10 protein-coding genes and 1 pseudogene are annotated in these 13,614 nt (G+C 71.5%); 6 read left to right on the plus strand and 5 right to left on the minus strand.

Annotated features, from left to right (window positions below):
• Nucleotides 1-20: 20 nt before the first annotated feature.
• Nucleotides 21-1,232 (plus strand): annotated as a pseudogene (gene mptB, locus KIS93_RS65855) (polyprenol phosphomannose-dependent alpha 1,6 mannosyltransferase MptB); the annotation flags it as partial.
• A gap of 625 nt (nucleotides 1,233-1,857) precedes the next feature.
• Here mptB and KIS93_RS33025 read toward each other — a convergent pair.
• Nucleotides 1,858-4,287: a hypothetical protein gene (locus KIS93_RS33025; protein ID WP_230465690.1), complete on the minus strand. Its 2,430-nt coding sequence runs from the start codon at nucleotides 4,285-4,287 to the stop codon at nucleotides 1,858-1,860.
• Nucleotides 4,288-5,066: 779 nt separating this feature from the next.
• On the opposite strand from KIS93_RS33025, the gene KIS93_RS33030 reads away from it, so the two are divergent.
• The 4 genes from KIS93_RS33030 (at nucleotide 5,067) to serS (ending at nucleotide 9,095) form a co-directional block, all read left to right on the plus strand.
• Nucleotides 5,067-6,275, plus strand: a complete 1,209-nt coding sequence (locus tag KIS93_RS33030) for a glycosyltransferase 87 family protein (RefSeq protein ID WP_230465689.1) — start codon at nucleotides 5,067-5,069, stop codon at nucleotides 6,273-6,275.
• A gap of 22 nt (nucleotides 6,276-6,297) precedes the next feature.
• The gene (locus KIS93_RS33035; RefSeq protein ID WP_230465688.1) at nucleotides 6,298-6,717 is read left to right on the plus strand and encodes a DUF4446 family protein; all 420 of its coding nucleotides are present in this window, start codon (nucleotides 6,298-6,300) and stop codon (nucleotides 6,715-6,717) included.
• Between the two features lie 71 nt (nucleotides 6,718-6,788).
• Nucleotides 6,789-7,709, plus strand: a complete 921-nt coding sequence (gene pheA / locus KIS93_RS33040) for a prephenate dehydratase (RefSeq protein WP_080043980.1) — start codon at nucleotides 6,789-6,791, stop codon at nucleotides 7,707-7,709.
• 123 nt (nucleotides 7,710-7,832) lie between these two features.
• Entirely contained in the window at nucleotides 7,833-9,095 is a 1,263-nt protein-coding gene (gene serS, locus KIS93_RS33045; protein WP_080043979.1) for a serine--tRNA ligase, read from the plus strand.
• Here serS and KIS93_RS33050 read toward each other — a convergent pair.
• Together KIS93_RS33050 and KIS93_RS33055 are read right to left on the minus strand one after the other, a co-directional pair.
• Entirely contained in the window at nucleotides 9,059-10,426 is a 1,368-nt protein-coding gene (locus tag KIS93_RS33050) for a hypothetical protein (protein WP_080043978.1), read from the minus strand. The genes serS and KIS93_RS33050 overlap by 37 nt on opposite strands.
• A gap of 241 nt (nucleotides 10,427-10,667) precedes the next feature.
• Nucleotides 10,668-10,871, minus strand: a complete 204-nt coding sequence (locus tag KIS93_RS33055; RefSeq protein ID WP_080043977.1) for a cold-shock protein — start codon at nucleotides 10,869-10,871, stop codon at nucleotides 10,668-10,670.
• 250 nt (nucleotides 10,872-11,121) lie between these two features.
• On the opposite strand from KIS93_RS33055, the gene KIS93_RS33060 reads away from it, so the two are divergent.
• Nucleotides 11,122-11,892 (plus strand): HAD family hydrolase, encoded by a 771-nt coding sequence (locus KIS93_RS33060; protein WP_329607653.1) that lies wholly within the window; start codon nucleotides 11,122-11,124, stop codon nucleotides 11,890-11,892.
• A gap of 152 nt (nucleotides 11,893-12,044) precedes the next feature.
• Here the strand turns inward: KIS93_RS33060 and KIS93_RS33065 are convergent, their stop codons facing one another.
• Together KIS93_RS33065 and KIS93_RS33070 are read right to left on the minus strand one after the other, a co-directional pair.
• Nucleotides 12,045-12,566, minus strand: a complete 522-nt coding sequence (locus tag KIS93_RS33065; protein ID WP_080043975.1) for a bacterial proteasome activator family protein — start codon at nucleotides 12,564-12,566, stop codon at nucleotides 12,045-12,047.
• A 5-nt stretch (nucleotides 12,567-12,571) separates the two neighbouring features.
• A complete protein-coding gene (locus KIS93_RS33070) occupies nucleotides 12,572-13,528 on the minus strand; it encodes an NAD(P)H-quinone oxidoreductase (RefSeq protein WP_080043974.1) in 957 nt (318 codons plus the stop codon).
• Nucleotides 13,529-13,614 lie beyond the last annotated feature (86 nt).

A 13,614-nucleotide genomic window follows, 5' to 3' on the forward strand; every position in this document is an offset into this window, starting at 1 on the left:
GTCGGCGCCATCGGGAATCGATGGACGGCGGGTTGTCCACAGGCGGGCGGTCGCAGGGATCGTTCTGGCGCGGGTTGTCCACAGGCGAGGGCCGTTCGTCGGTAGGCGTCTCGCGAGTGTGCTGGAATTTCCCGGTGACTTCGCAGACGCATCGCATCCGGGCGCGGGCCCGGCCGGCAGGGGCCGCCACGGCGGCGATCGGCGTCTCGATCCTGCTGACGATCACCATCGGGCTCCTGGGCCCGTCGGCGATGGTCCCCGCCCTGAGCGGCCCGGCCTGGCACCCGCCCTTCTCGCTGGGCGTCGAGCCCGATGCGCGCCTGGTGATCGCCCTGGCGGCGACCGCCGTCGTCCTCGGCGGCCTCGGGCTGCTGCTCGCCCTCCGCGAGCCCGGGTTCGGGCGGCTCCCGAAGGCGCAGGTGTTCGTGCTGGTGGGGTGCGTGGCGGCCGGCGTCCTGGCGTTCCTGCCACCCTCGGGCTCGGGCGACCACCTCAACTACGCGGCGTACGGCCGCATGGTGACCCTGGGCCTCAGCCCGTACACGCACGGGGCCGACGACCTCCCCGGCGACCCCATCGCCGACGCCGTGGAGAGGCCGTGGCGGGAGGAGCCGAGCGTCTACGGCCCCGTGGCCACCGCCGTGCAGGCGCTGGCGAGCTGGATCGGCGGAGACTCGCTCAGGCTGACGATGTTCGTCCTGGCCGCCGTCAACGCCGCCGCGTTCATCGCGACCGCCCTGCTCATCGACCGCTTCACCCGCGACGACCCCGCCAGGCGCCTGCGGGCGGCGCTGCTGTGGACGGCCAACCCGCTCCTGCTCTACCAGCTCGTCGCGGGCATGCACGCCGACACGCTCGCCATCGCCTGCATGGTCGCTGCCCTCCTGGCCAGAAGCCGCCCCATGGGCGCCGGCGCCCTGCTGGGCCTGGGCGTCGCGATCAAGGTCAACGCCGGCCTCGTCGCCCTCGGCCCGGCCTGGGAGCTGCGCCGGCACCCCCGCCGGCTGGCCCTCATGGCGGGCTGTGCGGTCGCGGTGGTCGTGGCCGGCTACGCGATCGTCGGGCCGGAGGCGATCGCCCCGATGACCCGCACGAGCAAGTCGATCTCGCACGCCTCCCCGTGGAAGCTCGTGCAGGGCTGGATCCAGGTCATTGTGGGCCCGGGCAGCGCGTACCGGGGCGAGATCCAGATCGGCTCGCTCCTGCTCCTAGCGCTCATCGCCTGGGCCCTCCTCCGCCTGGCCTCCCTCCGGGGGATGCTGACCCCGCTGCGCACGCCAGGCAATTCCGACAGGCCTAGGACACGGGGCGGTGCGCTAAGCGAGCCGGGCGCGCTAGGCAAACCGGCGCTGAGTGAGCCGGACGAGCTAGGCAAGTCGGACGTGCTGGGCAGGCCGGAGGCGCTAGGCGGGCCGGAGGTGCTGGACAAGCCCGACGCGCTGGGCGGCATACCGGACACAGCGGGCACGGCGGGCACGTTGGGCAAGCTGGATGCGGTCGGCAAGCCGGACATGCCGGATACGGCGGGCGTGCCTGGGGCGCTGGGTGTGGCGGGTTCACCGCGCACACTCGGCATGCCGGGCGCCGGGCGCACGCCCGACGCCCTGGGCACAGGCATGGGCGTCGGCCGGGGGGTGGAGGCGCCGGTGGTGGCGGCGGGGCTGATGGTGGCCTACCTGTTCGCCACGCCGTACATCCTGCCCTGGTACGACGGGCTGGCGTTCGGGCTGCTGGCCCTGGTAGCGGCCTCCGCCCTCGACACGTTCATGGTGGCGCACCTGCTGGTGCTGTCGGTGGCGTACCTGCCCGCCCGCGTGGACGGGGTGCCGGCCGAGCTCGACTGGCTCAGCAAGGAGCTCAGGCCCCAGCTTGCCTGGGTGCTGCTGGCTCTGACGGTGGCGCTGGTGGTGTGGGCGTGGCGAGCTGCAAGGCCCGTACGCAGGCCGCGAGCGTCAGCGGCACCGCCACCGTCAGCGCCATAGCGGGGATGGCGATGCCCGAGTCGTTCATGAGGAAGCCGACGAAAGCGCACGTCAGAGCCCCGAACAAGCCCGCCCTGAACGCCGGGGCCTCCCGGTAGGCCAGCCCGAGGGCGGCGGCGCCCCAGCGTGACGGGCGGGCCAGCACCAGAAACAGGAAGGCCAGCGCGACCAGCGAGAGGAGGGTCAGAGACCAGTTCCCCACCGTCACCCCGACCATGGCACCGAACTTGCGCCCGACGACCGTCCACGCCTGGCCGTCGATGATCTGCTGCACGAAGGTGCCCAGGTGGGTGCGCTGGGTCTCCGGCCGCAACCAGTCCACCACCGACAGCGCCCCCACGATCGCGGCCCCCGCCAGCCCGACCACGACCAGCCGCAGCAACGACACCCGCTTGCCCGACAGCAACATCAGGAACACCGCCAGCCCGATCACGAACGCCGGCACACCCCCGAAGTCCGCCCCCCAGGAAGGCCACCCGTCCGCGAAGACCGCGAACGCCCCGTACACCGAACACAACCCGACCACCACGACCCTCGACACCCCCCGGCCGAGCAGCCACTGAGCCACCCCGGCCAGCCCGAGCACGGTGCCCGTGGCGTAGATGGCGAAGGCGATGTTGCTGAACCCGTAGAACCGCCCGCCCGTCACGGGCTCGTACCCGGTGACGGCGTTCACCTGGAGCTTCGACCCGGTCATGACGTCGATCAGGAGCGCGAGCGAGGTGACGGCGGCCACCACGGTCAGGGGTCCCAGCACGTGCGCCCGCCAGGGGCCGGCGAAGGCGAGGGCGGTGATGAGGGCGGCGATGCCCAGAATCGTCACGATCACCGACAACATCGGGACCGGCAGGGTCCACCACGGGACTAGCTGGGCCAGGAAGGTGGAGATGGCGATCGCGCCACTGAGCACGGCTACGAGTTGGACGGCTTTGAGCAGCTTGGAGGCGCTCGCCCGCACCACCCCTGCCTCCGCGCCCGTGCCCGCTCCCGTGCCCGCTCCCGTGTCCGCAGTCGCGAGTGGGCCCATGGAGGTGCCCGCGCCTGCGTCCGCACTTGCGGCCAGGTCCGAGGGCGTGCCCGCGCTTGCGGCCAGGCTCGAGGGCGTCCCCGTGCCTGCGTTCGCGCTCATGCCCGAGCCTGCGCCTGCGTCGGTGCTCAGGCCAGCGCCTTCGCCTGCACTCGCGCCTGCGTCCATGTCGGCGCCTGTGCCCGCGGCGGGCCCTGTGCCCATACCCATGCTCGTGCCCGTGCTCGCGGCTGCGTCCGTGCTTGGGGCCTCGGAGCGGCGGCGGCGGAGGCGGAGGGCTAGGGCGGCGAAGGCGTAGAAGAGGAGCTGGGCCGTGACCAGGACGGCGAAGAACGGGCCGCGGACCTCGCGCAGCACCTGGCTGGCCAGGTCACCGTCCGCCAGCTCCGTCACCGTCTCGGCCGGTGTGGCGGGGGCGGGGCCGCCGGGTTGCCAGGAGCGGCCGACCACCTCGCGGGCGGCGGGCAGGCCGAGGAGCTGGATCGTGGTGGCGGTGAGGTCGGTGATCGCGACCAGGGCGTCCTGGCGGGTGGAGGTCGCGGTGAGGTGGCCGTGCGGGTACGGGCGGCCGTCCGGGGAGGGGCCGGTGGCGATGGCGACGTGGAGGTGGGCGTTCGGGGTGACGTCCGAGATGCCGGCCAGGAGGACGGTGGTGCCCTGGGGGAGGCGGCTGATCAGGGTGCCTACCTGCTGGTCCGCCCGCGACACCGCGGCCTGGCGGGCGGTGGGCGTGAGGGGGGTGGGGACGCCGTACTCGTCGAGGGGCTGCTTCGACCAGGCGTCGGAGAGGGCGGATGCGTCGAGGACGATCAGGTTGTAGGGGGTGAGGTCGCCCAGGGAGTCGAGAGTGTCGAGGGTGGGGGTGTATCTGGCGATATTTCCGGACTTGTCGGCGGCGGCCAAGGCGGCGCCCGGGCCGATCGCGGCGACCTTCCCGCCTCCGTCCGTCACGAGCTGGCCCAGCGTGCCCAGCTTGGCGTCGTAGCCGGTCTCCGCCTGGTACGCGGTCAGGGCGGCCCAATTCGGGACGGTGGCGCCTTGGCCTTCCTGCTGAGGAGTGGGTGGGACCGGGCAGCCCTTGCCCTCCGCACCGGCTCGCTGGCCCGCCGAAACGGTCAGCCAGCCGGCTGTGGGGCACGTGATGCCACGGTCGGGAGGTGGGACGGCCCGCGTGGACAGGGACGCTGAGGCCCCTTCGGTGACCAGCCGCCACAGGGCGGGCGTCCGCGCCTCGTCGAGGTCGCTCCACTCCAGCCCGGGCACCCCGATGAGCGCCACCCGCCCCTGCGGCGCGCTCGTGGCTGGGAGCGCGACGGCCGCTGCCTCCGCGCCCGCGTGCCGTTCTGTGCTGGCCGTCGTGTCCGTGCTCGCGTGCCGTTCTGTGCTGGCCGTCGTGCCCTCGCCCGCGTGCCGATCTGTGCTCGCCGCCGTGCCCGCGCCTGCGAGTCGGCCGGTGTTCGCCGCCGCGCCTGCGCGGGTGCTTGGGGTTGTGGCGATGCTCGCCGCTGCGATCCTGCCCGTGTGCGCCTTTCCGCTCGCCACTGCGGCGGGGCTGGTGCTGCCACCAGCCTCGGCGCCTGTGCTCGCCCATGCGCCTGTGCGGGTGCTCGCGTGCCGGCCGGCGTTCGCATCCGTGCCTGTGCCCGCGGATCGGGTGATGGCCGCGCCCGCCGCGGCGGCCGGGCCTGCGGTGGTGCCGGCCGTGGCTGTGTCCCGGCCTGGGGCGGTGCCGGCTGCCGGGGCTGCGGCCGGGCTTGTGCCGGTGCTTGTGTGTGGACTGGTGCTCGCCACTGCGGCTGGGCCCCTGCTGGTGCCGGCGTCCGCGCCAACGCCCGTGGTGATGTGCGCGGGTGCCGTGCTCAGGGCTGTGGCCGGGACGGTGGGGAGGAGGGTGAGGGGGAGGGCGAGGAGGGCGGTGGCGAGGGTGCGGGTGGGGCGGCGGGCGGGGTGGTGTGGTGCGTACCGGGCCTCGCGCGGGCGCGGCGTGGCGTTCGGCATGTACGGACCCCCAGTAGTCTGCCCCTCGATCAACAACAGCCACGGTAACGTGCCACACCGTGACAAGTGGCGAGGTGGGCGTGATCCGGCGGCAGTGGTGGGCGTGGGCGGTCGTGGTGCTCGTCGTCGCGGTCGCGGTGGCGCCGCTGGTGGACACGTGGCTGACGAACCCCGACGATCAGCGGCTCGTGGACCTGGACGTTTACCGTACGGGCGGGCAGATGCTGCTCGACGGGCGGCCGGTGTACGACTACGTCACGCCCGCGCCGCAGTTGCTGCCGTTCACGTATCCGCCGATCGCCGCGATGCTGGCGGTGGTGCTGGCGTGGATGTCGTGGGAGACGGCGCAGTGGGTCTGGACGGCGGGGATCTTCGTGGCGCTCGCCGTGACGGTGTGGCTGTCGTTCCGTCAGGTGCTGGAGCGGGAGTCGCTGCGCAGGTACGTGCCGTGGGCGTTCGCGCTGCTCATGGTGCTGTGCACGTACCTGATGCCGATCAGGGACCAGGTCAGGTTCGGGCAGGTGGACATCCTGCTGGTGGCGTTGTGCTTGGCGGACTGCGTGGTGCGGCGGCCGTGGTGGCCGCGGGGGTTCCTGATCGGGCTGGCGACGGCGGTGAAGCTGACTCCGGGCGTCTTCCTGATCTACCTGCTGGTGACGAGGCAGTGGCGGACGTTCTTCATGGCGTCGTTCGCGGCGGCGGTGCTCACGTTGCTGCCGTTCGCGGTGATCCCGCAGGATGCGGCGGACTTCTGGTTCTCGGCGCTGCTCGATCCTGAACGGCTGGGCGCGAACGCGGCCACGACGAACCAGTCGATCCGCGGCATGCTGATCCGGTTGTACCTGCCGCAGGAGTGGCTGACGCTGCTGGTGTGGGCGGCGATCGTGGTCGTGGTGGGCTGGTTCGGGTTCCGGGGGGCGCGGGAGGCGTACAGGGCGGGTGACACGCTCACGGCGGTCGCGCTGGTGGGGCTGATGGCGGTGCTGCTGTCGCCGGTGGCGTGGATCCACCACCTGGCGTGGGTGGTCGTGGTGCTGGCGGCGATCGTGGGCGACGGGCGGGACCCGGTGCGGCTGCGGGTGGCGGCGGGTGTGTGGCTGTTCTACGTGGTGCCGGTCCCGTGGTGGGGGGTGTCGCTGATCAGCCTGAAGATCCCTGGGGTCAGCCTGGTGCTCGGCAAGATCGTGCAGAACGGGTTCGGGCTGGGTGCGGTGGCCCTGGTGTGGTTGTTGGTGTCCTGGCTGCCGAAACGCCGCCGGATCGCTTGACCCAGCCATTACGCTCGGTGCCGTGCTCGTTACCACATGGGTGATCGTGGGCGTCGTCGCCGGAATCAGTGGCGTGATGATCGGTTACCTGGCGCTGCGCCAGGCCAGGGCCACGGTGGAAGACTGCCAGCGGATGCTCTCGCGGCAGATCAGCGAGGGGCGCGGCGATCTCAAGGCGATCAGGGACGTCGCGGTGTGCCGGTACGACGCGCTGTCGGAGATGACCGGGCGGCTGTCGTTCTCCGTGGCGATGATCAACGGGCTGGGTGACGGGATCGTGCTGACGTCCATCAACGGGCGCAGCGAGACCCGCACGTACGTGCGGGGCGTGGTGGGCGGGAAGGGGCAGCAGCCGCTGTCGCCGGAGGAGGAAGAGGCGGTGCGGGCCGCCAGGCTGGGGCACGGTCCCGTGGTCGCGTGCCGGGCCGCCGAGCTGCTGTGAGTTCAGTCCGTACGGTGACTCGGTGGCCGAAATGGCGGCGGGCGCTGTCCACCTGCGGATAGCCTGTAAGTATGCCCAGACTCGCCTATCTCGGACCGGAAGGGACCTTCACCGAAGAGGCCCTGCGGCTCCTCGACCCCACCGCCGAGCGCCTGCCCTGCGCCACCGTGAGCGCCGCGCTGAACGCGGCCCGCTCCGGCGACGCCGACGGCGCGGTGGTGCCGCTGGAGAACTCCATCGAGGGTGCGATCACCACGACGCTCGACGAGTTCGCCTGGGGCGAGCCGTTGCTGATCAACGCCGAGCTGCTGCTGCCCGTGCAGTTCTCGCTCCTGGCCCGGCCCGGCACCGAGATCCCGCACATCAAGCGGGTCTACACGCATCCGGCGGCGATCACGCAGTGCCGCGCCTACATCTCGCGCGAGCTGCCCGACGCCGTCGTGGTGGCGGCCCCGTCCACGGCGGCCGCCGCGCAGGAGGTGTCGCTGCCCGGCTCGCCGTACGACGCCGCGATCGCCGCGCGCATCGCCGGCGAGCACTACGGGCTGGTGGAGCTGGCCGGCGACATCGGCGACCGCTCCGACACCGTGACCAGGTTCGTGAAGGTGAGCCGGCCGGGGCCGCTGCCGGAGGCGACCGGCTCCGACCGCACCACGCTGGTGGTCTTCCTGGCCGACGACCACCCGGGCGCGCTGCTGGAGATGCTGACCGAGTTCTCCGTGCGCGGGGTCAACCTGACGCGCATCGAGTCGCGGCCGACCGGCGACGGCATCGGGCGCTACTTCTTCCACTTCGACTTCGAGGGGCACGTCGCCGACGCCCGCGTGGGCGAGGCGATCGCGGGGCTGCACCGGATCTGCGGCGAGGTGCGCTTCCTCGGCAGCTACCCGCGGGCCGACGGCGTGGCGCCGCAGATCAAGCGGGGCACGTCCGACCCGGAGTTCGCGGAGGCGGGCGAGTGGCTGGCGAAGGTCAGGGCTGGGCAGGTCTGAGCACCTGACCGCGTACGCGGGCGAGTGGCTGGCCAAGGTCAGGGCCGGGGAGGCCTGAGCACCTGACGGCGTACGCGGGAAAGCAGGGGCGCGGCGCCTCCGTCCGCCGGTAGCCTTGCCCTTGTGATTGACCTGCGTACCCTTCGTGAGGACCCCGACCGGCTACGGGCGTCGCAGCGTGCCCGCGGTGAGGACGACTCGGTCGTCGACACGCTGCTCGACCTCGACGAGCGCCGCCGATCCGCGCTGACCTCGTTCGAGTCGCTGCGCGCTGAGCAGAAGAGCATGGGCAAGTCGGTCTCCAAGGCGCAGGGCGAGGAGAAGGCGGCGCTGCTCCAGCGCGCCAAGGAGCTCGCGGGCCAGGTCAAGGCCGCCGAGTCGGAGGCCGAGAAGCTGGGCGCCGAGCTCGACGAGGTGCTCCAGACGGTGCCCAACATCGTCGAGGAGGGCGCGCCCCCCGGCGGCGAGGACGACTACGTCGTGCTGGAGACGCACGGCGAGCCGCGCACGTTCGACTTCGAGCCGAAGGACCACCTGGAGCTGGGCGAGGCCCTGGGCGCCATCGACATGGAGCGGGGCGCCAAGGTCTCGGGCTCGCGCTTCTTCTTCCTCAAGGGCGTCGGCGCGCGGCTGCAGCTCGGCCTGCTCAACATGGCGATGCAGCAGGCGATCGAGGCCGGGTTCACGCCGATGATCACGCCGGTGCTCGTCAAGCCGGAGACCATGCAGGGCACCGGCTTCCACGTGGCCCACGACAAGGAGATCTACCGGCTGCCTGAAGACGACCTCTACCTCGTCGGCACCTCCGAGGTGTCGCTGGCGGGCTACCACGCTCAGGAGATCCTCGACGCCGGTGACCTGCCGCTGCGGTACGCCGGCTGGTCGTCGTGCTTCCGCCGCGAGGCGGGCTCCTACGGCAAGGACACCAGGGGCATCATCCGGGTGCACCAGTTCGACAAGGTCGAGATGTTCTCGTACGTGCGGCCGGAGGACGCCCACGAGGAGCACCAGCGGCTGCTCGGCTGGGAGAAGGAGATGCTGGCCAAGATCGAGGTCCCGTACCGCGTCATCGACACGGCGGCGGGCGACCTCGGCATGTCGGCGGCCCGCAAGTTCGACTGCGAGGCGTGGATCCCCACGCAGGGCCGCTACCGCGAGCTGACCTCGACGTCCAACTGCACCGAGTTCCAGGCGCGCAGGCTCGCCGTCCGCTACCGCGACAAGGACGGCAAGCCGCAGCACCTCGCCACGCTCAACGGCACGCTCGCCACGACCCGCTGGATCGTGGCGATCCTGGAGAACCACCAGCAGGCCGACGGCTCCGTGGTGGTCCCCCAGGCGTTGCGGCCCTACGTGGGCCTCGACGTGCTGGAGCCGGCGAAGTAGCCGGAAGTCGCGCGGCGGGCGTCCCTCCTGATGGCGGCGGCGCTCGCCAGCACGACCAGGCCGGTCAGCAGGACGGCGAGCGCGAGCGCGAGCGTGTACGAGTCCGGCGTGCCCCGCGCCCAGCCCGTGAACGGCAGGTAGACGGCCCCGTAGACGAGCGGCGCGGCCAGCGCCCCGATGGCGGCGGAGGCCGGGCGGGCCTTGCCGGCTATGGCCAGCACGAGGCAGACCGTGACGCCCGCCAGGAGCAGGGCCGCCCCGATGAGGACGACGGGCACGCCCAGGACGACCTCCGGGTACGGCGGCAGGACTTCGGAGCGCACCAGGAGCAGCAGACCCGAGCAGGCGGCGAGCGCGGAGCCGGTGTAGGCCAGGGTGAACTGGCGCATCCCGGCCCCCGCCCCGGCGAACAGCATGCAGGCGGCAAGGAAGATCGCCACGTTCTGCTCGGGTTCCACGCCCACCTCGGCCGCCTCGGTGCCGGGCCAGCCGATCTGCCGCCACGTGCCCGACGCGTCGCGGACGGTGATGCCCGCCATGCCGTCCGCCACGACGACGACGTGCTGCCCGTTCGGCTGCTCCCGCACGGCCAGTGACCGCGAGCGCAGCCCGTCGGGCCGGTACTGCCGGCTCAGCCGCTTCAGGTCATCCGCCGACGGCTCCCAGGACGTGTGCCACGTGACGCCGGTGTCGTCGGACTGCTCCACGGCCATCCGGCCCTGGACCAGGCGGTAGCAGCGGGCGGGCTGCCAGGGGACGCACTGGGCGCTCTGCGCCGGCCGTCCTTTGTCCTCGCCGGTCCGCTCCGTCCAGGTGCGGCCGCCGTCCTCCGACACCAGGTCCAGCATCCGGTCCGTGTGGACGGTGATGCGCCCGGAGGGGCTCACCTCCACGGCCGTGGCCGAGGGCGGTGGGATCGGGCCCGAGGTGGCGGCGACGGCGAGCACGGCCAGCGGCATCGTCACGATGATCCGCCGGCGGGCCGAGCCGGGGTGGCCGAGGGTGCGCCGCCGTACCCACCACGCCAGGGCGAGGGCGGGCAGCGCCAGGAGGTCCGTAGGGTCGGCCAGGACGCGCGACGGGCCCGCCACGAGGGTCCAGGCTTGGGAGGCGAGCTCCGCGCCCGTCTCCGTCGTTTTGACGGCCGTGAAGAGCACACCGGTGAGTACGGTCGCCGCCAGGTCGGCGCGCCGCCAGAAGAGCAGGGCCACCAGCGCGGGCGCCACGACGAGCCCGGCGACGTCGCTGAGCTTGCCCGTGACGGGGCCGGGCCACGACTGTTTGAGCAGGTGGTCGTTGACCAAGAGCACGAGGACCCCGGCAATGGTCACGGGGTGACACAACCACGCGTACCTCATACTCAGGTCGATGGCCGGGCAAGGCGGGCGGTTCGGGAGATGTGTGAGTCGAGTCACACCCGTGACCGATCCGACACCGCCTTCGTGATCTTTCTCACGCTTCGGCCGGCCCGAGACCCGGGCGCCGGGAGGACCGAAACCCCTGGCCCCGGACAAGCAAAAGACCGGAGCCCGCTGGGAGCGAACCCCGGTCTATCTCGCTGCTACAGGTGGGTTAGAGGGCCCGGACCTGAGAGGCCTGCGGCCCCTTCTGTCCCTGCGTGATCTCGAACTCGACCCGCTGGCCGTCTTCAAGGCTGCGGTAGCCGTTGCCGACGATCTCGGAGAAGTGAACGAACACGTCCGGCGCACCGCCGTCCGGGGCGATGAAGCCGAAGCCCTTCTCGGCGTTGAACCACTTGACGGTTCCCTGAGCCATAAAAGCTCTCCCTCAGGATGTGAATCTATGGGACCCACACCTCGTGGGTCCCGGTGTGTCGTACAGCAAGCACCCGGGGTGGCTCAGACAAAGTCATGCTGGTTTTCACTACGGGATCAGCTAATACAACGCCATCACATCTAACACCATTCTGGAGCGTTGGTGTTCCCGTCCTCAGGAAGATTTCTGTCCGGCGGCATCACCGGGCAAACTGGAACCTGTTATGCAGAGTCTTCCCGCGCCGCGGCTAGTGGCCACCGACCTCGACGGTACCGCCTTGCGTACGGACGGAACCGTGTCTCCCCGCACGGTCGCCGCCTTCGGCAAGGTCGAGGAATCCGGCGCTGTGCTCGCCTTCGTGACCGGGCGTCCGCCCCGGTGGATGGGCGGGGTCGCCGCCGCCGTCCGCCACCGTGGCCTGGCCATCTGCGCGAACGGAGCCCTGATCTACGATCTCCATACCGAACGGATAGTGGAATCTCACCTCATCACCGTGGAGGTACTCGAGGAAGTCGTCGCTCAGCTAAGAGCGAACGTGCCCGAACTCGTATTTTCGGTCGAGTATGAAGCCGGTTTTGCGCATGAGTCCGATTTCCTGCTGGGCGGCCTGGACCGGCACCAGGGAGCGGTGCGGGTCGACTCGGTGACCGCCCGGCCCTGCGCCAAGCTGCTCGCCCTGCACGCGGCCATGGGCGCCGACGAGCTGCAGGCCATCGTGGACGAGCTGGTGGGGCACCTGGTCACGGCCACGCACTCCAGCCGGAGGGGCCTGATCGAGATGAGCGCCCAGGGCGTCACCAAGGCGAGCGCGCTCGCGGCGTTCGCGGCGCAGCACGGGATCAAGGACACGCAGACCGTCGCGTTCGGTGACATGCCGAACGACCTGCCCATGCTGAGCTGGGCAGGCACGTCGTACGCGGTGGCCAACGCGCATCCGGACGTGCTGGCGGCGGTCGATCACGTGACCGCCGCCAACGACGACGACGGCGTCGCCCGAGTGCTTGAGGAGCTTTACGGATAGCCGCGTCCAGCGGCTATCCGCAGCAGGCGCTTGCGCCGCTACGGATAGCAGGGGGCACCGAAGCCGCTACGGAGAGCATGGGGCACCGAAGCCGCTACGGACAGCAGCAGGGGCCGCCGCAGCCGTTACGGGCGGCAGGGGCGCCGGCGCCGCTACAGGTAAGGGCCGGAGCCGCCGTGCGGGCGCCCGCCCTCTTCACCCGGCACGCCAGGCGCGCCGGGCAGCGCCCTGCGCATCTGCTCAAGCTGGGCACGAGCCGCCATCTGCTGCGCGAACAGCGTGGTCTGGATGCCGTGGAACAACCCTTCGAGCCAACCCACCAGCTGGGCGTGCGCGATGCGCAGCTCCGCCTCGCTGGGCGGGGTGCCGTTGTCGTCGGTGAACGGGAGCGAGAGCCGCTCCAGCTCGTCCACCAGCTCCGGCGCCAGCCCGTCCTCGAGCTCCTTGATGGAGGACTCGTGAATCTCCTTCAGCCGCTTGCGGCTGGCCTCGTCGAGCGGGGCCGCGCGGACCTCTTCGAGAAGCTGGCGGATCATGCTGCCGATGCGCATCACCTTGGCGGGCTGCTCGACCAGGTTGGTCACCGATCGATCATCTTCGCCGTTATCGCCCTGACCTTGGAAGTCGGGGCCCACCACCACGATGTGGGGGGTGTTGTTGTCCTCAGCATTCATAACACTCACCGTACTAGCAGGATCTTGCCGACGTGCTCTCCCGAATCCAACATTCGGTGAGCTTCGGCGGCCTCGGCCATGGGCACCTCGGCGTAGACGACAGGCTTCACCGCACCCGCCTCGACCAGGGGCCAGACGTTGTCGACGACGCTGCGTACGATGACGCCCTTCTCGTCGACGGGGCGGGCGCGCAGCGTGGTGGCGTGCACCGACAGCCGCTTGGAGAGCATCGCGCCGAGGTCGATCTCGCCCTTGCGGCCGCCCTGCAGCCCGATGATCACCAGCCGCCCGCCGGTGCGCAGCGCGCGGACGTTGCCCGTGAGGTACTTCGCGCCCATGATGTCGAGGATGACGTCGGCGCGTACCTTGTCCGCGAAGTCCTCCTCGCGGTAGTTGATGACCTCGTCCGCGCCCAGCTCCCTGACCTGCTCGGCCTTCGCGGCCGAGCCGACGGTGGTGACGACGTGCGCGCCGAGCGCCTTGGCGAGCTGCACCGCGAACGTGCCGATCCCGCTGGCGCCGCCGTGCACCAGCAGCGTCTCGCCCCTGCGCAGCCGGCCGACCATGAACACGTTCGACCAGACGGTGCACGCCACCTCGGGCAGCCCCGCGGCCGCGCGCAGCGGCACATTGGCAGGCGCCGGCATGACCTGCTGCCACGGCACGGCTACGCGCTCGGCGTAACCGCCGCCGCCGAGCAGCGCGCACACCTCGTCCCCCGGCTTGAACTGCTCCACGTCCGCCCCGACCTCGGCCACCACCCCCGAGACCTCCAGCCCCGGGTACGGCGGCGAGCCGGGCGGCGGGTCGTAGAATCCCTGCCGTTGCAGGACGTCGGCCCGGTTCACCGCCGAGGCGGTCACGTCGATGAGCACGTCCCCGCGCTCCACCTGTGGATCCGGCACCTCACGCCACTCCAGCACCTCTGGTCCGCCCGGCCCGGCGATCTCAATGGCTCGCATGCGAACCACGGTAGCCGGGCAAAGAAGTTGTGGGTTGCCGGGCTCCACGGTTACCCATGGCGATAATCTGCAAGGTATTTGCTGCC

It is taken from the genome of [Actinomadura] parvosata subsp. kistnae, from assembly GCF_900323885.1.
Taxonomy (GTDB): Bacteria; Actinomycetota; Actinomycetes; order Streptosporangiales; family Streptosporangiaceae; genus Nonomuraea; species Nonomuraea composti.